This window comes from Pseudomonas sp. RGM 3321 (assembly GCF_022836805.1).
Taxonomy (GTDB): Bacteria; Pseudomonadota; Gammaproteobacteria; order Pseudomonadales; family Pseudomonadaceae; genus Aquipseudomonas.
The window spans coordinates 17,742-37,640 of record NZ_JALHBH010000079.1; the positions used below are offsets into that span (position 1 = coordinate 17,742).

At 53.6% G+C, this 19,899-nt stretch carries 17 protein-coding genes, 1 tRNA gene and 7 pseudogenes; 17 read left to right on the forward strand and 8 right to left on the reverse strand.

All coding sequences use genetic code 11. From position 1 onward, the window contains the following. Nucleotides 1–6: 6 nt before the first annotated feature. The 6 genes from tolB to RGM3321_RS01455 all read left to right on the forward strand — a co-directional run bounded on the left by tolB (nt 7) and on the right by RGM3321_RS01455 (nt 4,292). The gene (gene tolB / locus RGM3321_RS01430) at nt 7–1,257 is read left to right on the forward strand and encodes a Tol-Pal system beta propeller repeat protein TolB (RefSeq protein WP_216597196.1); all 1,251 of its coding nucleotides are present in this window, start codon (nt 7–9) and stop codon (nt 1,255–1,257) included. 52 nt (nt 1,258–1,309) lie between these two features. After that, complete coding sequence (pal, locus tag RGM3321_RS01435) at nt 1,310–1,810, forward strand: peptidoglycan-associated lipoprotein Pal (RefSeq protein ID WP_002554651.1); 501 nt, start codon at nt 1,310–1,312, stop codon at nt 1,808–1,810. Between the two features lie 6 nt (nt 1,811–1,816). After that, nucleotides 1,817–2,644, forward strand: a complete 828-nt coding sequence (gene ybgF / locus RGM3321_RS01440) for a tol-pal system protein YbgF (protein WP_244391246.1) — start codon at nt 1,817–1,819, stop codon at nt 2,642–2,644. A 170-nt stretch (nt 2,645–2,814) separates the two neighbouring features. Beyond that, nucleotides 2,815–3,462, forward strand: coding sequence for a 7-carboxy-7-deazaguanine synthase QueE (gene queE / locus RGM3321_RS01445; protein ID WP_003422118.1), 648 nt, complete (start codon nt 2,815–2,817; stop codon nt 3,460–3,462). Between the two features lies 1 nt (nt 3,463). Continuing rightward, nucleotides 3,464–4,153: a 7-cyano-7-deazaguanine synthase QueC gene (gene queC / locus RGM3321_RS01450; RefSeq protein WP_244391247.1), complete on the forward strand. Its 690-nt coding sequence runs from the start codon at nt 3,464–3,466 to the stop codon at nt 4,151–4,153. A 63-nt stretch (nt 4,154–4,216) separates the two neighbouring features. Continuing rightward, nucleotides 4,217–4,292 (forward strand) — tRNA-Lys (locus tag RGM3321_RS01455). A 199-nt stretch (nt 4,293–4,491) separates the two neighbouring features. On the opposite strand, the pseudogene RGM3321_RS01460 reads toward RGM3321_RS01455, so the two are convergent. After that, nucleotides 4,492–4,608: pseudogene (locus RGM3321_RS01460) on the reverse strand (site-specific integrase); the annotation flags it as partial. Nucleotides 4,609–4,611: 3 nt separating this feature from the next. Here RGM3321_RS01460 and RGM3321_RS28435 point away from each other — a divergent pair. The 5 genes and pseudogenes from RGM3321_RS28435 to RGM3321_RS01485 all read left to right on the forward strand — a co-directional run. After that, nucleotides 4,612–4,986, forward strand: a pseudogene (locus RGM3321_RS28435) (DUF4113 domain-containing protein); the annotation flags it as partial. A 908-nt stretch (nt 4,987–5,894) separates the two neighbouring features. Next, the gene (gene iaaM / locus RGM3321_RS01470) at nt 5,895–7,568 is read left to right on the forward strand and encodes a tryptophan 2-monooxygenase (protein WP_244391248.1); all 1,674 of its coding nucleotides are present in this window, start codon (nt 5,895–5,897) and stop codon (nt 7,566–7,568) included. Nucleotides 7,569–7,604: 36 nt separating this feature from the next. Then, complete coding sequence (locus tag RGM3321_RS01475; protein WP_244391249.1) at nt 7,605–8,945, forward strand: amidase family protein; 1,341 nt, start codon at nt 7,605–7,607, stop codon at nt 8,943–8,945. 78 nt (nt 8,946–9,023) lie between these two features. After that, on the forward strand, nt 9,024–10,391 hold the full coding sequence (locus RGM3321_RS01480) for a carboxyl transferase domain-containing protein (protein ID WP_244391250.1): 1,368 nt from the start codon (nt 9,024–9,026) through the stop codon (nt 10,389–10,391). Between the two features lie 167 nt (nt 10,392–10,558). Beyond that, nucleotides 10,559–10,807: pseudogene (locus RGM3321_RS01485) on the forward strand (hypothetical protein); the annotation flags it as partial. Here RGM3321_RS01485 and RGM3321_RS01490 read toward each other — a convergent pair. Further along, nucleotides 10,808–10,984, reverse strand: a pseudogene (locus tag RGM3321_RS01490) (integrating conjugative element protein); the annotation flags it as partial. Beyond that, nucleotides 10,981–11,331: pseudogene (locus RGM3321_RS01495) on the reverse strand (TraU family protein); the annotation flags it as partial. The pseudogenes RGM3321_RS01495 and RGM3321_RS01490, both read right to left, overlap by 4 nt. 309 nt (nt 11,332–11,640) lie before the next feature. On the opposite strand from RGM3321_RS01495, the gene RGM3321_RS01500 reads away from it, so the two are divergent. Further along, nucleotides 11,641–11,799: a hypothetical protein gene (locus tag RGM3321_RS01500; protein ID WP_244391251.1), complete on the forward strand. Its 159-nt coding sequence runs from the start codon at nt 11,641–11,643 to the stop codon at nt 11,797–11,799. 889 nt (nt 11,800–12,688) lie between these two features. Here the strand turns inward: RGM3321_RS01500 and RGM3321_RS01505 are convergent. The 4 genes from RGM3321_RS01505 to RGM3321_RS01520 are packed head-to-tail and all read right to left on the reverse strand — an operon-like array spanning nt 12,689 to nt 14,105. Continuing rightward, nucleotides 12,689–12,988, reverse strand: a complete 300-nt coding sequence (locus RGM3321_RS01505) for a hypothetical protein (RefSeq protein WP_244391252.1) — start codon at nt 12,986–12,988, stop codon at nt 12,689–12,691. 4 nt (nt 12,989–12,992) lie between these two features. Next, complete coding sequence (locus RGM3321_RS01510; protein ID WP_244391253.1) at nt 12,993–13,616, reverse strand: lipid II-degrading bacteriocin; 624 nt, start codon at nt 13,614–13,616, stop codon at nt 12,993–12,995. Further along, nucleotides 13,600–13,908: a hypothetical protein gene (locus RGM3321_RS01515; protein ID WP_244391254.1), complete on the reverse strand. Its 309-nt coding sequence runs from the start codon at nt 13,906–13,908 to the stop codon at nt 13,600–13,602. Before RGM3321_RS01515 ends, RGM3321_RS01510 begins: the two co-directional genes overlap by 17 nt. A gap of 8 nt (nt 13,909–13,916) precedes the next feature. Next, nucleotides 13,917–14,105: a Com family DNA-binding transcriptional regulator gene (locus tag RGM3321_RS01520; RefSeq protein WP_244391255.1), complete on the reverse strand. Its 189-nt coding sequence runs from the start codon at nt 14,103–14,105 to the stop codon at nt 13,917–13,919. Nucleotides 14,106–14,371: 266 nt separating this feature from the next. Here RGM3321_RS01520 and RGM3321_RS28440 point away from each other — a divergent pair. Then, a pseudogene (locus RGM3321_RS28440) lies at nt 14,372–14,563 on the forward strand (hypothetical protein); the annotation flags it as partial. A gap of 107 nt (nt 14,564–14,670) precedes the next feature. On the opposite strand, the pseudogene RGM3321_RS01525 reads toward RGM3321_RS28440, so the two are convergent. Next, a pseudogene (locus RGM3321_RS01525) lies at nt 14,671–14,736 on the reverse strand (DNA-binding protein); the annotation flags it as partial. Between the two features lie 416 nt (nt 14,737–15,152). Between RGM3321_RS01525 and RGM3321_RS01530 the strand changes: the two are divergent. The 4 genes from RGM3321_RS01530 (at nt 15,153) to nadA (ending at nt 19,723) form a co-directional block, all read left to right on the forward strand. Next, nucleotides 15,153–17,066 carry a methyl-accepting chemotaxis protein gene (locus RGM3321_RS01530; RefSeq protein WP_244391256.1) on the forward strand — a complete coding sequence of 638 codons (1,914 nt, stop codon included), beginning with the start codon at nt 15,153–15,155 and terminating at the stop codon, nt 17,064–17,066. 384 nt (nt 17,067–17,450) lie between these two features. Further along, the gene (locus RGM3321_RS01535; RefSeq protein WP_244391257.1) at nt 17,451–17,717 is read left to right on the forward strand and encodes a cupin; all 267 of its coding nucleotides are present in this window, start codon (nt 17,451–17,453) and stop codon (nt 17,715–17,717) included. 54 nt (nt 17,718–17,771) lie between these two features. Then, a complete protein-coding gene (locus RGM3321_RS01540; RefSeq protein ID WP_244391258.1) occupies nt 17,772–18,353 on the forward strand; it encodes a DedA family protein in 582 nt (193 codons plus the stop codon). Nucleotides 18,354–18,664: 311 nt separating this feature from the next. Beyond that, a complete protein-coding gene (nadA, locus tag RGM3321_RS01545) occupies nt 18,665–19,723 on the forward strand; it encodes a quinolinate synthase NadA (RefSeq protein ID WP_244391259.1) in 1,059 nt (352 codons plus the stop codon). Nucleotides 19,724–19,899 lie beyond the last annotated feature (176 nt).

The window sequence follows — 19,899 nt, forward strand, 5'->3', positions numbered from 1 at the left end:
TCCGCAATGGTGTCGGCAGAAGAAAAGAACATTCTGGTCACCAGCGGCAGTGACCGTGCAGCACCGATTGCTGTTGTGCCATTCGGATGGCAGGGCGGTAACGTACTGCCGGAAGACATGGCGGAAATCGTCAGCAACGATCTGCGCAACTCTGGCTACTACGCGCCGATCCCGAAGCAGAACATGATCAGCTTGCCGACTCAGGCCAGTGAAGTCATTTTCCGTGACTGGAAAGCGCTGGGTGCCCAGTACGTCATGGTCGGCAACATCACGCCTGCCGGCGGACGTCTGCAGATCCAGTACGCGCTGTTCAACGTGGCCACCGAGCAACAGGTTCTGACCGGTAACGTGTCGGGTACCAACGATCAACTGCGGGACATGGCGCATTACATTGCCGACCAGTCGTTCGAGAAGCTCACCGGCATCAAGGGTGCGTTTTCTACCCGCATGCTTTACGTGACGGCTGAACGTTTCTCCGAGAACAACACGCGTTACACCCTGCAGCGTTCGGATTACGACGGTGCTCGCGCAGTAACCCTGCTGCAATCGCGTGAGCCAATCCTGTCGCCACGTTTCGCGCCGGACGGCAAGCGTATTGCCTATGTATCGTTCGAGCAGAAGCGCCCGCGCATTTTTGTTCAACACATCGATACCGGTCGCCGTGAGCAGATCACCAACTTTGAAGGCCTGAATGGCGCGCCTGCATGGTCGCCGGATGGCAGCAAGCTGGCATTCGTTCTGTCCAAGGACGGTAATCCGGAGATCTACGTAATCAATCTGGCTTCGCGCCAATTGAGCCGCGTCACCAATGATTCTTCGATTGATACTGAACCTTTCTTCGGAAAAGACGGGTCTACGCTATACTTCACGTCGGACCGTGGCGGCAAGCCACAGATCTACAAGACAAACATTAATGGCGGCGGTGCCGAACGTGTAACGTTCGTGGGTAACTACAACGCCAACCCGAAATTGTCAGCGGATGAAAAGACGCTGGTAATGATTCACCGGCAGGACGGCTTCACTAATTTCAAGGTGGCAGTGCAGGATTTGGCCCGCGGTAGCGTAAAAATCCTCACAGATAGCAACCTTGATGAGTCGCCTACTGTTGCGCCCAACGGCACCATGGTAATCTACGCCACCCGCCAGCAGGGCCGGGGAGTCTTGATGCTCGTGTCCATTAATGGACGCGTAAGGCTCCCGCTTCCTACCGCTCAAGGCGAAGTCAGAGAACCTTCCTGGTCCCCTTACCTGAACTGACGCGGCGCTACACGATTTGCTTAACACACTGGGGTTCATTAGGAGTTTCAAGATGGAAATGCTGAAGTTTGGTAAATTTGCTGCGCTGGCTCTGGCCATGGCTGTAGCTGTAGGTTGCTCTTCCAAAGGCGGCGACAATGCCGGTGCAGGCGGTGCTGTTGACCCTAACGCTGGTTACGGCGCCAACACTGGTGCAGTTGACGGCTCCCTGAGCGAAGAAGCTGCTCTGCGCGCAATCACCACCTTCTACTTCGAATACGACAGTTCGGACCTGAAGCCAGAAGCCATGCGCTCCCTGGACGTGCACGCAAAAGACCTGAAAGCTAACGGCGCTCGCGTTGTTCTGGAAGGTAACACCGACGAACGTGGTACTCGCGAGTACAACATGGCACTGGGCGAGCGTCGTGCGAAAGCCGTTCAACGCTACCTGGTTCTGCAAGGTGTTTCCCCAGCTCAGCTGGAACTGGTTTCCTACGGCGAAGAGCGTCCAGTTGCTACCGGCAACGACGAGCAGTCCTGGGCTCAAAACCGTCGCGTCGAACTGCGTAAGTAATTTGACATGCGAACGTGCCGACGTGCTCTAACCGTTTTGGCCCTCGCCCTTCCGCTTTCAGCGTTGGGTGCGGCACCTGTGGTCGATAACAATTCTGGCTCTGGCAGCAGCAGTTATCCGCCAGCGGGTTATGGCACGTCCGGCGCCTATGCCGGGGGAGGGGTTACGGCCCCTGCCTCGGCACAAGGTCAGCTGTTCATGCAATTGCAGCAAATGCAGGACGAAATCGCGCGTTTGCGCGGTGTTGTCGAGGTCCAGCAAAATGACATCCAGCGCATGAAGCAGGAAGCTCTGGAGCGTTATCAGGAACTCGATAAACGCATAGCCAGTGGCGCAAGTGGCGCAGCCGCTCCGGCTACCAATAATTCCCAACCTGCTGGTGGCGCTATCGACGCCGGCGGGACGCCTTCGGCCCCAGCGGCTCAGCAGGCACCGGCAGCAGGCACCGAGCCTCCTGATCCGGCGAAGGAAAAGCTTTATTACGAAGCCGCCTTCGATTTGATCAAGGCAAAGGATTTCGACAAGGCCAGCCAGGCCTTCACCGCTTTCCTGCGCAAATACCCAAACAGTTCGTATGCGGGCAATGCCCAATACTGGCTGGGTGAAGTCAATCTGGCCAAAGGCGACCTTCAGGGCGCCGGTCAGGCGTTCGCCAAGGTCAGTCAGCAGTATCCGAAGCATGCCAAGGTGCCTGACTCGCTGTACAAGCTGGCTGACGTCGAGCGTCGTCTCGGTCACACCGACAAGGTAAAAGGCATATTGCAGCAGGTAGTCGCCCAGTATCCGGGCACCTCGGCTGCACAATTGGCGCAACGAGATCTGCAGCGCCTTTGATGTGCTGACCCGCTGATCAAGAAAGCCGCGCTAGTCGCGGCTTTTTTCGTTAGAATCTCGCACCCGAAATTCCGGTACACCTTACGCTTTTCTGGATTCCGCGATTGCGAGTCCCTTGAAGTGCCTGACGGAGGCGGACGGCCTGTTTAGCTGTTACGCCCGTGGCTGATATGCAAGACACATTACGCATCACCGAAATCTTTCACTCGTTGCAGGGTGAAACCCGTACGGCTGGCCTGCCCACCGTATTTGTCCGCCTTACCGGCTGCCCGTTGCGCTGCCAGTACTGCGACAGTGCCTACGCGTTCAGCGGCGGCACCATTCAGACGCTGGACGACATCCTTGGACAAGTGGCTTCCTATCGCCCTCGTTATGTCTGCGTCACCGGGGGCGAACCGCTCGCCCAGCCCAATGCCATTGCGTTGCTGAAGCGTCTTTGCGACGCGGGCTATGAAGTATCGCTGGAGACCAGCGGTGCTTTGGATATCTCGGCGGTGGATCCTCGTGTCAGTCGCGTCGTAGACCTCAAGACCCCAGGGTCAAAAGAAGTCTCGCGTAACCGCTACGAGAACATAGAGCTGCTGACGGCGAACGATCAGGTCAAATTCGTGATCTGCTCGCGTGAGGATTATGACTGGGCGGTTTCCAAGCTGATCCAGTACGGTCTTGATCGTCGTGCTGGCGAAGTCCTGTTCTCGGCCAGTCACCACGAGCTCAAGGGCCGTGATCTGGCGGACTGGATCGTGGCTGACAACCTGCCGGTACGCCTGCAGATGCAGTTGCATAAAATTCTTTGGGATGACGAGCCGGGGCGCTGATATGAGTGAATTGACCAAGACTGAAAAAAGAGCCGTGATCCTCCTGTCTGGTGGCCTGGACTCTGCGACCGTCGTAGCCATGGCCCGCGCCGAGGGTTACGTCTGTTACACGATGAGCTTCGATTACGGCCAGCGTCATCGCGCCGAGCTGGATGCCGCTGCGCGGGTTGCCGGTGATCTCGGTGCAGTGGAGCACAAGGTCATTGGCCTGAACCTCAACGGTATTGGTGGCTCGGCATTGACCGACAGCTCAATTGCCGTGCCTGAGTCGCCTTCTGAAGGCATTCCGGTCACCTACGTACCGGCACGCAACACCGTCTTCCTGTCGCTCGCCCTGGGCTGGGCAGAGGTCCTTGGCGCGAAGGATATCTTCATTGGCGTCAATGCCGTGGATTACTCGGGTTATCCGGATTGCCGTCCCGAGTTTGTCGAGTCATTCGAGCGCATGGCCAATCTGGCTACCAAGGCCGGTGTGGAAGGGCAGGGCTTCACGATCAGAGCGCCGCTGCAGAATCTGAGCAAGTCGGACATCGTCAAGGCAGGTACTGCGTTGGGGGTCGATTACTCGCTGACGGTTTCCTGCTACCAGGCTGACGACCAGGGCCGTGCCTGTGGTAAATGCGACAGCTGCCGCTTGCGCGCCGAGGGCTTTACCGCTGCCGGTATCGCAGACCCGACTCGCTATTTTTAAAGTTTTTCAAAAAAGGTGTTGAATTACTCATAAAAATCAGTAATATACGCGCCACACAACAGAGGGTCGTTAGCTCAGTTGGTAGAGCAGTTGGCTTTTAACCAATTGGTCGTAGGTTCGAATCCCACACGACCCACCATTTCGAAAATCTGGAAGGCCCATGAAAATGCGGATTTCCAGGTTTTTTTTTGCGTTGCGGATTGTCATGGTCGGATAGCTGCTCTGGGCTTCCGTCATGGGGCCGATGCAACGATCTGTAAGGCAGCTGGCAAATCTTTCGAGGCTGAAGGCAGTAAGCACCGATTGAGCGTCATGTGCACCCAGACAAGCAGCCGTCTGAACTCCCAATGGGTTTTTTCGGTTTCGCCTCTAACCCCGATTAGTCTCTGACTCGGATCTACGTTCTCATACCTCAAGCAGAGCAATGCGTTAAGTATTATGCCCGTGTAGTAGAAGGTTACCCCACTAACGACGTGCGCTTGATGACCAGGGCGGCGAACGAGGCAGTGAATCGTTTGTTTCGACCGGAGTTCAAGTGCAGCAAGGCAGAGGTACTGTTGCTGGATCTGCGACAGCCTGGCGAGTTTACGCATGACATGTTCACAGCTTCGCAGCTGGCGTCTGCGGAGAGGGTGATGGGAGGCCTGGACGAGATCAATACACGCTGGGGCAGAGTGGCTTTACGAATCGGGAGTGTTCCTTTCAATCCGGAATGGGCTATGCGCCGCGAGCTGATGAGTGAGAGTTATACGATCAGGCTCGATCAGTTGTGGGAGGTGAAAGTCTGTAAGAGTTCTGTAAGGATCAAGGCGCGGATGCACTTGGGTTACTAGGGTTACCACGCCTGCTTCGTCAAATTCTTCAAATCGAGATTCAGATAGAGCAGTTTTTTGTAGACGCAAAGTGAGACGTTTGCAGTCATTCGCTAGTGAAATTTTAGTATTTCTGATTGTCATCTAATAGCTCCATTGAACTGACATCGTACATCCATCACTAAGCCAGCTGTCTAATTGATATCACCAGTTCGCTTCGGTGGTGAGAAGTAAAGGCTGTCTTCGTATAATAAAGCTTGACTCGTCGCTTTTGAGAGGATACTTTTTATTCAAGTTTAATGTTGGATCCGATAGATGCAGATTTTTAGCTCTGACGATTATGCCGTTTCGCGATAGCATGATTGATGCAGTTGTATTTTAATGTGTGCTAAAGCCATGTTGGCTGCCTTTTTCTGTTGGGGTATATACTTCTTTTGCAGGCGGGAAGTTGGCAGTGCTGTGGGTCTTTAAACCCTCCGACGTAGGCTTTCGCTCAGCTCGGCTGATCGTACCGCGAACTCGGCGGCGTAGGTATTAGTATTATTTATGGAAATAAGCGCATTGCTAATTGCGATGCGAGCTCGGCAGTTGGCGGGGCGGGGGCGCCAGCCTTTCATTCCCCACAGCCTTATATAGAGATTGGACGTTCGGTATATGAGTATGTTGCTCCGTTTTAAGGCAGCTCATCTTTGATGTCTGCAGGGGCGTTAAGGAGTTCGGTCAGGTCGAAAAAAGTCGGTATACGCACGCCACTGCGTGGTCGACCAGCGGTCGTTAATGCTTACTAATCTTAGCGGACTAATATGGTTTGAAGGGATTGGTTTAGGAATTTTGGATTTTGACGACTGCTGTGCACAGCTGCCGTTTCAGCTTTAGTTTAAAAATCGTAACCGGGCAGCACGTCAGGTTGAAGAGGATAGCGTCACGTTATGGATGACCATTTTAATTCACCCAGTATTGATATTTTGTACGACTACGGTCCCTTTCTGAAAAAATGTGAAATGACGGGAGGCATAGGCAGCTATTCATCCGGAACGCCCACCCCTCGGGTAGCTATAGTCGGTGCCGGCATCAGTGGGCTGGTCGCTGCAACTGAATTATTACGTGCGGGAGTCAAGGACGTTGTTTTATATGAGTCGCGTGATCGAATCGGGGGGCGGGTATGGTCTCAAGTGTTCGATCAGACTCGTCCACGTTACATTGCAGAAATGGGTGCGATGCGCTTTCCTCCCAGCGCAACTGGCCTTTTCCACTACCTGAAAAAGTTCGGTATTTCAACGTCGACCACCTTTCCGGATCCTGGTGTGGTGGACACGGAGCTGCATTACCGTGGCAAACGCTATTACTGGCCAGCGGGCAAAAAGCCGCCCGCATTATTCAGGCGGGTTTATGAGGGGTGGCAGTCTTTATTGCGCGATGGTTACCTCCTTGAAGGCGGTTCTTTAGTTGCCCCGCTGGACATTGCCTCCATGCTCAAGTCGGGTCGTTTGGAAGAGGCCGCGATCGCATGGCAGGGATGGCTCAATGTATTCCGAGATTGTTCATTCTACAACGCGATTGTCTGTATTTTTACCGGCCCCCACCCACCAGGCGGTGACCAATGGGCTCGCCCTGAAGACTTTGAGCTGTTCGGCTCGCTTGGCATAGGCTCGGGTGGTTTTCTGCCAGTCTTTCAGGCTGGCTTCACGGAAATACTCCGGATGGTCATCAATGGATACCAAAGTGATCAGCGACTGATTCCGGACGGGATATCCAGTCTGGCCACGAGACTCGTTGATCAGGCATTTGACGGCAAAACGTTAAGGGAGCGCATTTGTTTTAGTCGGGTAGGCCGCATTTCCAGAGACTCTGAAAAAATCATCATCCAGACAACAGCAGGAGAACAGGGCTTATTTGATCGAGTGATTGTCACTAGCAGTAATCGAGCCATGCAAATGATTCACTGCCTCACGGACAGCGAGCGCTTCCTGAGTCGTGACGTCGCTCGTGCTGTCCGCGAAACCCACCTGACCGGATCATCGAAGCTTTTCATTCTCACCCGTACCAAATTCTGGATAAAAAACAAACTTCCGACCACCATCCAGTCGGACGGCTTGGTGCGCGGCGTCTATTGTCTGGATTATCAGCCCGATGAACCTGATGGTCACGGAGTTGTTCTGCTCAGTTACACGTGGGAAGACGACGCTCAAAAAATGCTGGCGATGTCTGACAAAAAGACACGTTGTCAGGTACTGGTTAATGACCTCGCTGCGATACATCCGACGTTCGCCAGTTATCTCCTGCCTGTTGAGGGGGATTATGAGCGGTATGTATTGCACCATGACTGGCTCACCGATCCCCATTCTGCGGGCGCTTTCAAACTCAATTACCCCGGCGAGGATGTTTACTCGCATCGATTGTTCTTTCAACCGATGACAGCGAACAGTCCCGATAAAGACACGGGGCTCTATCTGGCTGGCTGCAGTTGCTCTTTTGCCGGAGGGTGGATCGAAGGTGCTGTCCAGACAGCATTGAACAGTGCCTGTGCCGTGCTGCGCAGTACCGGAGGGCAGGTGTCAGAAGGCAACCCGCTTGACTGTATTAACGCCTCCTATCGCTATTAGCAGTCCTGAGAGAAGCGCTTATACAGGGAGAAGAGTATGCGCGAAATGATCACACTTGAATCGCTGTGCCGGGCATTGGCCGATGAACAGATTGCCGCTGAAGAGCTGCGCGGGCGGGCGCTCGACACTGAGGCCCGCTTGACCCTTTTGAACTGTTTCATACGCGAGGGTGATGCGGTCAGCCATTTTGGCGAGGCTGATCAAGCAAGGAAGGGTACTTCACTCTGGGGCGTGCCAGTTTCCTTTAAGGATAATATCTGTGTTCGCGGTCTGCCGTTGACGGCCGGGACGCGAGGGATGTCCGGTTTCATAGCTGATCAGGATGCTGCGATTGTCAGTCAACTCAAAGCCCTCGGGGCTGTGGTTGCTGGCAAGAACAATATGCACGAACTTAGTTTCGGGGTGACATCCATCAATCCTCATTGGGGAGCCGTAGGAAACCCCGTTGCCCCCGGGTATTGTGCCGGGGGCAGTAGTGGTGGAAGTGCCGCTGCAGTGGCAAGTGGAATCGTTCCGCTGTCGGTGGGGACCGATACGGGGGGCTCGATAAGAATACCGGCGGCTTTTTGCGGCATTACGGGCTTCAGACCCACTACTGGACGCTGGTCAACGGCAGGCATTATCCCTGTTTCTCATACAAAGGATTGCGTTGGGCTACTGACACGAACAGCAGGCGACGCCGAATTTGTGTATGGGCTGTTGTCAGGCAAGCAGCAGTCTTTTCCTCTGAGCAGGACGGGTCCCTGTCGAATCGGCCTACCGGTCTCCATGTGGTCTGATCTGGATGGCGAGGTGGAGAGGGCGTGCGTTAATGCACTCAGCCTGCTGCGCAAGACAGGGTTCGAGTTTGTTGAAATTGATGATGCCGATATTGTGGAACTGAACCAGACACTCACGTTCACCGTTCCGCTTTACGAATTCTTCGCTGACTTTGCTCAGTCATTGCTCTCCTTGGGCTGGAAGCACGGTATCCATCATATTTTTGCGCAGGTTGATGATGCCAACGTAAAAGGTATCATCAATCACCATCTTGGAGAGGGGGCTATAAAACCGGCTCACTATTTGAGTTCACTGCAAAATGGCGAGCTGTTGAAAAGAAAAATGGATGAGCTATTTGCTCGTCATCATATCAAGCTCCTGGGGTATCCCACGGTACCTTGCCGGGTACCTCATCTGGATCATGCTGACCGGCCAGAGTTTTTCAGTCAGGCCATTCGCAATACCGACCTGGCCAGCAACGCGATGCTCCCCTCTATAACGATTCCCGTCGGGCCGGAAGGGCGGTTGCCGGTCGGCTTGAGCTTTGACGCGCCCAGAGCGCGAGATGCTTTTTTACTGAGCAACGTGAGTCTTATAGAGAAAGTATTAAAGGGTTGAGGTTTCAGTTGCCGACGCTTGTTGACGGGGTGTCGCGGTGTCGGCGTTTATCTACGCAAACCGACGTCAGGAGTTTCGATGAGCGTTTCCGAAAGACGCGTCTCTAGGTTGTTTGATCCAGGTAGTTTCAAGGAGGACCTCGAGGGCCAGAACACCCATTTCATCTGCGGGGCAGGAACGATCCACTCAATCAAGACCTATGTTGCGATGAGTCGCGGTCGTGACTGCGAGTTTCAAAGCAGTCGGCAATGGAGTACGGCTCAGCAAATTATAAAAACGGTAGGTTTGGCACGTGCTGCTGAAGCCCCGCTTATCTATATTCAAGATAAAATCGGGGGTAATAATGATACTGAAGGCTTTGATACAGCCAGGGTTTTTTCTTCAGATATGTCAAGTTTGCTTCTTTCCCCGTCCGGGATGGGCAGCGTCAGCGCATCGCTGGCAGAGTTGGCAAAACTCAATTTGCTGATGTCCGTGATTTTAGGGCCGACATCAGGGCCTTTGGCGTTACCTGTGATGCTCGCCGATCTGGTGCTGATGACCCGTCGAGGAGCTCTGTGCATGGGACGACCTGACATGGTCAAGGCGATGCTCGCTCAACAGACCGATCTTTATTCCCTCGGCGGGTCCGATATCCACAGTACCGCGTCTGGGTCCGTGCACTTGGTTTTTGACGACGAGGCTGATCTGTTCGCCAATCTGAGAAAACTGCTCTTATATCTGATTGCTGGAAAAAGCTCGACGTACGGTGAGTTTTCAACCCCACTTGAAGTGGATTTCAACCGCCTGCTGCCCCCGTCTCACAATATTCCCTATGACGTGCAGCATCTGGTGCGTTCATTTGTCGATAGCGACAGCCTGATCGAAATAAGCGCCTCTCATGCGCCCGAGGTTTTAGTCGGGCTGGCCAGCCTGCAAGGGCAGGTTTTTGCCGTGGTTGCCAACAACTCCGCGCATGGTGGCGGCGTCATCCATAAAAGAACCGCTCGTAAAATGATTCATGTCATTGACCTGGTTGGCAAAATGGGCTTGCCCATTTTGTTTATCGCAGACATTCCTGGGATCATGATTGGGGAAGACGCTGAACGCGATGGGATTTTTGCCGCTGTGGCAGATTTATTCAGAGCACACAGCCGATGCAAGGTAAAAAAATTATTATTGGTTGCTCGGAAGGCGTACACCGGTGGTGTGTATGCCATGAGCGGGCCAGGCTTTGAACCTGTCGCCGTGCTGGCCTATCCTGACGCCAATATAGGCGTTTTCAGTACCCTTACCATGGAAAAAATCATCCAGTCCTCAAGCATGACCGATGCGCAGAGAACTGTGGTGTCCGCATTGGATGAGGAAATCAGATCGCCGCTACTGCTCAAAGACAAGGGCTTGATTACCGATGTCATCAGCGTGCGAGATACACGGCAGGCAGTGTTCAAGTACCTATTTCATTAAGATTTTTCCGATCAATTTGCGGCCGCAGCACGGCACGTCAAGATTTCTAAGAACACGCCTACTTGCTGAAAAGTGAACGATACATCGTGTATTGGGGGGCATGTTCGCCCGGTGTACGTTGTCTAGCTTGAAGCTTGCTCATACGGCAAAACGAACAGCTTGGTCAGATGAGTCTGTTTTTCATATGGAGGTCCTCAGGTTACGGATTGCGTCAAGTTGATTTTCCATTCCACATAAATGGCGACATGAGCGAGCGTGTCATGTCGATCATCGAGTCGATGGTGCCAGCCTCCGAGGTCTACAGCATCGATGAGGCGTTTGCAGACCTCACCGGGGTCCCTGGCGATCTCACAGCGTTCGGTCGACGCATCCGGGCGAACATTCTGAAATGCACTGGCATTCCTGTGGGCGTGGGTAGTCACTGCGTTGCCGCCTCCGACGCTGTACAACACATCGTCACCGATCACACTGCCTGCCGAGCTTGCATTGATTCCCGGCGTCTCAGCGAAAGCACTGTGGGCTGCCAGAGTGCTCATGAATGCAATAGTCAGAAAAGCAGCGCGGCGCATAGTTGAAGTCCTCTTGATCATCATTGAAAGTCCGTACTGCCAAGTAAGGTTTGTCCTTCCCGCTTGCAGCAGGAATACGGGCGCCATAACGCCCAGGCGTAACCACCATCGGTTGCCTGCACACGGGGCTGTGAGTTTGGAAATACCGCACAACTTTGACTGAGGGTCGGCGTGAGCTCTTGCCACTTACCGGTGGTGGCGTCGGTCTCGATCAATTCTCCTGCAGGCCAGTAGCCTGGCTGGGGCTTTGCCAGAAGCGGTTGATAGACATGAACCTGACCGCTGCGAGTGACCACGTCACCTGCACGCTGCGCGATCACTGATGCCGCCTTGTAATCGTCGGCTTGATGGATAAAACCACTGCGAGGGTAGCTATCTCACTTTTTTGTTGGAAGAGCACGATCAGCAAAGCAATGGAGCTGGCTCTAGGCTTGTCAGCAATAACTGGACCTGACCAGTTTCTACCAATCTCTCAATGCGCACTGAGCCCACAGAGGCAGGGCGGTCTTTACTGCGCCGGATTACGCAAGAGATGGAGCGCTGGCCAAGTTGCGCAGATAATGACAAAAAATCACGGGCAAGCACGCGGCCTATGCCATGCGCGAACGTTCGGTGGCCGTGGCCAGCAAGGGCAAAACTTGGGTCATTGACCCTGACTTCAAAAGCAGAGGAAAACGACCATGCGCACTTTCACCGGCACCATCAAAACTGACGTGCAAGGCTCCGAAGTAGAGTTTGAATTCGAAGTTGAAGACGACGCCACCCAGGAGCAGATCGACGACGAAGCCAAGCAGGCTGCGTTCGATTGTGTCCAGTGGCACTACAACGAAGTGAAGTAGGGAAACGAGGCTCAGTTGTAGCCGATCTTAAATAAAAAAATCGCTGCATCACTAAATGGTAATTAGAGAATGAATACTGACATAACTGGCAACCAGATCCATTGTTCCCCCGAATTTGCTCAAACTGACATCGGTGACATGAGTCTTCACAGGAGTCTTCACAACGAACTGGAGGTGCGGCGGGACCAACTCCTACAGGCGGCAACCGACGCTGAGATGTGGCAGCACCATACATACGCGAAAGGTTTGGTGCGAGGCTTGGAAGTAGGTGGCAACATCACGCCAGCCCAAGCTTTAAAACTGTATGACATTTACGACGCCGCACAAGCATACCTTGAAGGGGTGTTGAGCGACACGGGCAGGTAGCGGAGCAAAATCCTGAGTCAACGCTCCAGCATAGTAAAGGGCGGCCAGATGCCCGTGGAATCCGCAGACTACCGCTACCAGGTTGCAAGCCGGGCTCCAAGGTGGAGCGTAGGGTCATACGCGGAGCACGTGCAGTCAGGACGCCGGCGCAATCATAAACGTCTGTCCCCCGGACGCTTACGTCGCAGCTACCATCGTGATCGGCGCAATGATCACCGCATCATTTTTTCGTGGAAGATGAGACCATATCGGGAGGGGCTGATTGAGGGGGACGTGGGCCACGCAACTCGCCCAACTTAGCGATCAGAAGTCCCTTTTGATAAATTTTATGTCACAAAAAAGCCCAGCGGTGAGGCTGGGCTTCAGGGTAGTGGGTAACAGTAAACCTTAGAATTAAAAATGGTCAATTGGCATCAGCTTGTCGAGTCATCGCGCAGTCGATTCGGAAATTATGGCGGTTTTCACAGGAGTACATTCGCTGCCGGTCCGAGAAATAAATTGCCATTGTGTGCAGATCCTACTCTCAAGGCTTACCTACGCTAAGCTCTGTACGGCCATCACAGCTCATCATCGCAAGATAACTCGTTCCGTCGAGCGAGTACGGGACTACCCACCAGTTGTTTTTTGCGTCGTAGCGCTCACCTGGTTCTAGCTTGTAGTTCCCAATTTTTGCTTTGTCGTGCTTGGCGTAATAGTCATCGATTGAGCTTTTGAAGAAGGCCTCCCCATTGGTAGGACAAGCTACGACTTTGTCATCATCTCCACAGCCGACCAACGCCAGCGTAGATGACATAATGAGTCCTGCGACAGCCTTCTTCAACATGGGGTTACCTGTTTCCGGTGAACTCGACGCTTTGAGAATCGAGGAAATTGATTTTGTAATCGGTATGGCCGAACGCATCACCAAGGGAGATTAGGAAAGTCGTCAGCGATTCCTGCCACCAAGACCGGTTACTCACATCAGCATTGTATAGATCTGGAATAAGTGTATACGACCCGGAGAATGAATATCCACCATCTGCCGTAATGATAAGTACACTTGTCAGATTGCCACTAACGCGACCGATCATCCCTGCAGCTGGCAGGTCGAGTGGAGCCCTGTTGAACGTGTTATAGCTGAATGGGGCAGATTGGAGCTGGTAGGTTCCTGCTCCATTAACTGCGTTATTCAGAATATCGGTGATAGGGGTGAAATCAGTTGCTACCATCGTCAGGCCTAGCGATCCGATGTGCACATTACGGTCCTGTCCGCCACCGAAGAGCCAGTACCCAATTGCCACTATAGGCATCATTGGTGTTCCGTATAAATCCACAGAGTGGGCTTGAAATGAGTCAGTCCAGTTGATCGAATTGACGGTCAGGAATTGACCGTAGAAGGTTGCTAGAGTCTTATTTCTTTCAGCCTCCATCTTGTATGGTCCGAGACCTTTTGCTTCAGGATTTTGGGCCATAGTGAAGGCTGCATAGCAGTGCATTGCAAGTTGCGTACACGGTGATCAGATTTTGGCCACTCAGACCTTTACATACCTCGTCCATGACCGTGATCGGATTGCTAGCACTGACCGCCGCCCATACAGCTGGGCCATTGAGAGTCATTTTCTCGGCAGCAGTTTGTATCGCGAAAATCGCTTTGATGTACTCTGGCGTCGCCGCTACTTCGTCACTCCAGCCTGTATCAAGACCAAAAGTGACGGGTGTGCCACCGTCAGGGTAAACATAGGTTGGTGGTAGTTCTACTGGCATATGAGTTCCTATGGAATCGATTGAAGGGAATTCGCGACGGATGCCGCATCCGTGTCGCTCAAAGGCGATAACTCAAGGCTCACGGCCTTCACATGATTCAACGTCCCGCAGCGGGAGCACTTGATCTGGAGTTCGGTATAGTCACCCATGCGGGCCAGCAGCTTCTTACACTGCCCGCATCGATAGTTTTTTAACATTTGCACTGTTCTCCTTGTGCTTCGCCTTATGAAAAACTGCCTAGACGGGATTTGAGTGGATCGCAACTTACCAATTGGGCTTGGTGGTGCCTTTTTACCCTCCTCCAGAAAGGCTGGAAAGGGGCAATTTCGGGACAGGTCGAGTTTGGCCGGAGTTCAACACAAGTTCGACCACAGCTGCGCAATTGACCCCAATAAACGGTGTGACAGCGCTTTCTGAATTGCCCTGGAAAAGAACGCCAAAGCCCCGCCAAGTGTGGGGCCGAGGAAATAAGCAGGGGTCGTCGCATAGCGGACGGCGCTCACTCGCGGCAAAGGTACTGGCCGCGACTGGTGACGTTGAAACGGTTCAAATGATTTTGGGGCATTCGGAACTCGACCACAGCAAGCCCTACCTCACAGTTGATCAGGCTGTTGACGCTGATCTTGGATTGATCCAGTTGCTGACGCCAGACTGACCCATTTCTAAGCCTGCAAAAATCCAGCAGGCACAGTGAATTACGAGCAGTCAGGCAGGGTCATTGAAATCTCAGCAACTGGATCAACTTGGCATCGGCGCCAACACCCCACGGACTCTGCCCCTCATTCCAGTAGGTAGGCGGATGACGAACTTCTCGTCTTTGTCGTCCTCATTATGAGTTGTGGATTTGGGGCTACTAGGAGTGCGCCGAGGCGGATTTTGTTCGTCCGTTCGTCGACATGCGTTAAAAAAATTATAGAAAATGAAGAGAGTGACGACATAGTGGCTTATAGCCATGGAGCGGCCTTTCATCTTTAATTCGAGATCCTCGGTTATGAACAGGCTTATCCTGCCTCGGCACCTCTTTGTGCAGAAAGCACATACAGTTCGAGTATTTACTCAAGTACTTCAATGGCCCTCCGGATGACGCCGCCATGAGTTCAGATCTGTGACGTGACCTTTTTACCGAGCGTGTCGAGGGTTTCAGCAGATTCACATTATCAATTCATCCTGATGCGTATCGGACTCTATGTTCCGCTACCTGTCCGGTGGACTTTTATTTTCAAAAAATCAATGAGTAAAGATATATGTCCAGCGCAACATCTGGTGTGTTAAGTAATATGACGGTTCGGGCGAAGCTACTGGTGGGTTTCGGACTGTTGATTTTAATGATTTTGTTAATGGCTTATACGGGAAAGGATGCCACCGATACGTTGAAGCGTCGGGCTGAACTGTCTGGAGATATTGCTCAATTCAGCTCGATCGCCCGAGACATGCGTATCGAGCGTTTGGTTTATTTTTTAAAAGCGGATGATGCACAGGCTTTAAAGTGGTTGGAGGCACTCGAGCGGACGGAGCGTCAACTGTTGAGCATCTCGCCACGTTTCAAGACAGGCAATAACATTGCGCTGCTCAAAGAAGCCCAAACGACGATGCAGCTTTACCGTGGGTTCTATACTCGATCAGTCGAGGCTACTCGAGAGCGTGAGCAACTGCGGACCCTTGCCGGCGCTTCGGGCGAAACAATTAACGGTTTGTTGCTGAAGATCGCAGAAGCCGCCAACGACGAGAGCGGAAATGCCGCGGATCGTCAGAAACTCCCTGCACTGTTTATCTCTGTCCAGAAGATGCGAACCGCGTTTCGCTCTTATACGGCATCCCCGAGTAAAAGCGGGGAAGACACTGTCCGTCAGGCAATAGCGCAGGTGGTGGCCAGTATCGACACGCTCAAAGATACCAGTTTGCCCCGTGCTGACGTTCAAGCGTTGGCGGCAGGAATGGCCACCTATAGCGGGCAACTGGAAACATTAGTTGCCGCTCAGGCCAAAGTTGATGAGGCTCAAGGCGGTATCACAACGTCGATCGCCACCATTCTTGGCATTACGGACAAGATGACGGCTATCCAGAATGAGTTTCGTGCCTCCGATGCAGAGAAAGCACAGGAGAAGATTTTGCTCTGGCTGGGCCTTTCTGCTCTCTTGGGTGTTCTTGCGGCCTGGTTGATTACTCGATCAATTGTTCATCCACTCAAAGAGACTGTTGAAATCGTTGAAGTCGTTGCAGAAGGGGATTTTACGTACAAAACGCAAGTGACTCGAAATGATGAGTTGGGCGCGTTGCAGGGCAGCATGCTGCGCATGACGTCCGGGCTCCGAAGCCTGATCGGGGAAATGAAAGAGGGAATCGTCCAGGTGGCAAGCGCGGCAGAGCAGCTTTCAGCAGTAACCGAGCAGACCAGTGCGGGCGTGAACGCGCAGAAGCTGGAGACTGAGCAGATTGCCACTGCGATGCAGCAGATGACAGCCACTACTCATGAGGTATCTCGTAATGCAGCCCAAGCCGTAAATACTGCGCAAATCGCCAGTCAGTTGGCCCAGAAAGGTGGGCAAGTCGTTGACAGGACTCGTTCCCAGATAGAGACCCTGGCGCGTGAGATGAACATGACCAGAACAGCGATGGCGGCGCTTAGAGGGAATACTCAGAGCATCGGTGGCGTGCTGGATGTGATAAAAACGGTGGCTGATCAGACAAACCTTCTGGCGTTGAACGCGGCCATTGAAGCTGCGCGTGCCGGGGAGGCAGGACGTGGTTTCGCTGTCGTCGCGGACGAGGTGAGAGGCCTGGCGGTGCGCACCCGCACGTCAACAGACGAGATCGCTCTGCTTATAAACGAACTGCAAACCAGTACCGATCATATGGGTCAGGTTCTAGAGCAAAATCTGGCACTGACGGACAGCAGTGTCGAACTGTCTACGCAAGCCAGCGAAGTGCTGCAGAGTATTACCGCATCTGTTCATGAGATTGAGGTGATGAACGAACAGATCGCCGTTGCTACTGAGCAGCAGAGTAACGTCGGTGAAGAAATAGGCAGGGGCGTCACGAATGTCAGGGACATTTCAGACCAAACAGCCGCCGCCAGTGAAGAGACAGCGACATCGAGTGTTGAATTGGCCAGAGTCAGCGCCAGACTGCAGGAGATGACCAACCGATTTAAAGTCTAGCCTGAAGGTCTGGCCCAATGCGTTTGTGGCTTGGGTCAGGCCTCAACAAGACCAGATCGAGTTCATACCGCGTTGCGGCACTCAGCCGCCATGCATGGGCTGCCGGTACGGCTGAAAAGAGCGGCCGCACAAGAGAATTGGCCATCTACAAAGACGAGTACCTATCGAGTCATCACGGCGACGGGGGGAGGTGGGACTTATCTGAAGCAAGCGTTCAAAGCGCCGGAAAACTTATTGAATGTTGCTCCCAAGGGATGATCTATAGGGGCGGCGTTTTTGAATATTGCGAGGCTGTATTAATTGTCGTGGTGAGTGGTCCCGGCGCCGCCATTCCGGGCGTCGATTCGGTTCAGCCGCACACGAAAAGATTCAGGAAAAGTAGAAATGGAAAAAGAGGCTTTTTTGCAACTGCTGGCTGCCGAAGGGTTCGGCACCGTTGTTGAAGTCGAGCGCGAAGCGTTTGGTACGCTGGACTCGCATGCCCACAACTTTGAGGCGATGGCGCTGGTTCTGCATGGTAGCCTGGTCATCCATAAATCCGATGGCGATTTCACCTACAGCTCAGGAGATATTTTTCACCTGGAATGTAACCAACCCCATTCGGAAGTGTTTGGTGAACATGGCGTACTGTACCTGGTGGGAAGAAAGTGACCAAGCTGGCATTTCAGCCTGAATTCATGTGATGTCAGACGTACAGGAAAGACCATGTTCGAACATCTTGACCTCAACGCGCTGATCGCCGCCTACGGCTATTGGGTCATTTTCCTGGGCTGTTTGCTGGAAGGCGAAACAGTGTTGATCCTTGGTGGTATGGCTGCGCACCAAGGTGCTTTGCAATTGCTGCAAGTGATCGGCTTGGCCACGTTGGGCGGTATGCTCGGCGATCAGTTGCTATTCTGGACCGGACGTTATTCCGGGGAGCGCCTGCTGCCCAAACTCAAACGTCACCAATCTGCCATCAAGCGGGTCGAAGGCCTTATCCAGCGTTACCCCACCACCTCCGTATTCGCTGTTCGCTTCCTCTACGGCATGCGCCTGGTGGGGCCTATGGTGATAGGTGCAAGTGGCCTGTCACCCTGGCGTTTCGCCCTGATCAATGTGCTGAGTGCTGCAGTCTGGGCAACCCTGTTCGTCTGCGCCGGCTATTGGGCGGGGGAAGCGTTACAGCATCTACTCGGCGACCTGAAGCCCTATCGTCTGCCGATCTTCCTCACGGTGGTAGCACTGGTGATTCTTGCGGCGTTGGTGCGGTATGTGCGCCGCCGATCCAAGGCAACGCATGACTGAGGCGGTGGAGTCGGCGCGCAAAGCTGTAGCGCGCCTTGCCGACGTCGAGGTCAGCCAGTACCTGGCTTTCCGTGTCCTCGGCAAGCGGTCTTCAAGAACCCTTCTCATCGCTGCCCGCCGAGCCAGAAACAGCTGTTAAATCAGTTTTTTGGCGCTAGAATCGGCGCGCCTTCAGAAGTCTGGCCGGTGTCCACCGGATATCAGCCATAAGCCTTGGTGCAGATGGCGCAGCCTCTGCCCGACTTTTTTATTGCCTGTATTTCGGGTGTAAACTTGCCTTTCGCGCTTTAGCGCATTCAGGTCCCGTGAACATGACACAGATCTCCGAACGTTTCCTGGTGCAGGCGCATCTCGATGCCAAACAGCCCAGGGCGTTGAGCCCGGCAGAGCAGGCGCGTTACCGTGCCGACATTGCTGAGGAACTCAAGAAGCAGGACGCCGTGCTAGTCGCTCACTATTACTGTGATCCGGTTATTCAGGCGCTCGCCGAGGAGACCGGTGGCTGCGTGGCCGACTCCCTGGAAATGGCGCGCTTCAGCAATAACCACGCGGCCAGCACTGTATTGGTGGCGGGTGTGCGTTTCATGGGCGAAACCGCGAAGATCCTCAATCCTGAAAAACGCGTGTTCATGCCGACGCTCGAAGCCACCTGCTCGCTCGATGTGGGGTGCCCGGTCGACGAGTTTTCCGCATTTTGCGACCAGCATCCGGAGCGTACCGTGGTGGTGTATGCCAACACCTCGGCAGCGGTCAAAGCCCGTGCGGACTGGGTAGTGACCTCAGGCTGCGCGCTGGAGATCGTCGAAAGCCTGATGGACAACGGTGAGAAAATCATCTGGGCTCCAGACAAGCACCTGGGCCGCTACATCCAGCGTGAAACCGGTGCCGATATGTTGCTGTGGGACGGTGCCTGCATTGTCCACGAAGAATTTAAATCCAAGCAGCTTGAAGACATGAAAGCCTTGTATCCCGAGGCTGCGATTCTGGTTCACCCGGAATCGCCGGAAGCAGTGATCGAGCTGGCTGATGTGGTCGGCTCCACCAGTCAGATGATTGCCGCCGCGCAGCGTTTGCCGAACAAGACGTTCATTGTGGCCACCGACCGGGGCATCTTTTACAAGATGCAGCAGTTGTGCCCGGACAAGATCTTCATCGAGGCGCCTACGGCCGGTAACGGCGCTGCATGCCGTAGCTGTGCACATTGCCCGTGGATGGCGATGAATACGCTTGAGCGCACCTTGCAGTGCCTGCGCGAGAGTAGCAATGAGATATTCGTTGACCCGGCGCTGATCCCCAACGCCGTACGACCGTTGCAGCGCATGCTGGACTTCACTCAGGCGGCGCGTTTGCGACAAGCGGGTAATGCCTGAGAGCGTTAATGAAAAAGCCCGACGCTTGCGTCGGGCTTTTTCATTCGGACTGTCCCGTCCTGAATAAGGTTTACACCTTCTGACCTTTCCTCAGGAGGACTTAATGGATTCGGGTAAAAGGCGCAGCCAACGCGATTACACGCTAGCCTTTAAATTATCGGTCGTAGACCAGGTTG

Excerpts from the sequence above, each read along its gene's own strand:
- tolB (WP_216597196.1), top strand. The coding sequence starts at position 7 with ATGGTGTCGGCAGAAGAAAAGAACATTCTGGTCACCAGCGGCAGTGAC.
- pal (WP_002554651.1), top strand. The coding sequence starts at position 1,310 with ATGGAAATGCTGAAGTTTGGTAAATTTGCTGCGCTGGCTCTGGCCATG.
- ybgF (WP_244391246.1), top strand. The coding sequence starts at position 1,817 with ATGCGAACGTGCCGACGTGCTCTAACCGTTTTGGCCCTCGCCCTTCCG.
- queE (WP_003422118.1), top strand. The coding sequence starts at position 2,815 with ATGCAAGACACATTACGCATCACCGAAATCTTTCACTCGTTGCAGGGT.
- queC (WP_244391247.1), top strand. The coding sequence starts at position 3,464 with ATGAGTGAATTGACCAAGACTGAAAAAAGAGCCGTGATCCTCCTGTCT.
- iaaM (WP_244391248.1), top strand. The coding sequence starts at position 5,895 with ATGGATGACCATTTTAATTCACCCAGTATTGATATTTTGTACGACTAC.
- RGM3321_RS01475 (WP_244391249.1), top strand. The coding sequence starts at position 7,605 with ATGCGCGAAATGATCACACTTGAATCGCTGTGCCGGGCATTGGCCGAT.
- RGM3321_RS01480 (WP_244391250.1), top strand. The coding sequence starts at position 9,024 with ATGAGCGTTTCCGAAAGACGCGTCTCTAGGTTGTTTGATCCAGGTAGT.
- RGM3321_RS01500 (WP_244391251.1), top strand. The coding sequence starts at position 11,641 with ATGCGCACTTTCACCGGCACCATCAAAACTGACGTGCAAGGCTCCGAA.
- RGM3321_RS01505 (WP_244391252.1), bottom strand. The coding sequence starts at position 12,988 with ATGTTGAAGAAGGCTGTCGCAGGACTCATTATGTCATCTACGCTGGCG.
- RGM3321_RS01510 (WP_244391253.1), bottom strand. The coding sequence starts at position 13,616 with ATGGCCCAAAATCCTGAAGCAAAAGGTCTCGGACCATACAAGATGGAG.
- RGM3321_RS01515 (WP_244391254.1), bottom strand. The coding sequence starts at position 13,908 with ATGCCAGTAGAACTACCACCAACCTATGTTTACCCTGACGGTGGCACA.
- RGM3321_RS01520 (WP_244391255.1), bottom strand. The coding sequence starts at position 14,105 with ATGTTAAAAAACTATCGATGCGGGCAGTGTAAGAAGCTGCTGGCCCGC.
- RGM3321_RS01530 (WP_244391256.1), top strand. The coding sequence starts at position 15,153 with ATGTCCAGCGCAACATCTGGTGTGTTAAGTAATATGACGGTTCGGGCG.
- RGM3321_RS01535 (WP_244391257.1), top strand. The coding sequence starts at position 17,451 with ATGGAAAAAGAGGCTTTTTTGCAACTGCTGGCTGCCGAAGGGTTCGGC.
- RGM3321_RS01540 (WP_244391258.1), top strand. The coding sequence starts at position 17,772 with ATGTTCGAACATCTTGACCTCAACGCGCTGATCGCCGCCTACGGCTAT.
- nadA (WP_244391259.1), top strand. The coding sequence starts at position 18,665 with ATGACACAGATCTCCGAACGTTTCCTGGTGCAGGCGCATCTCGATGCC.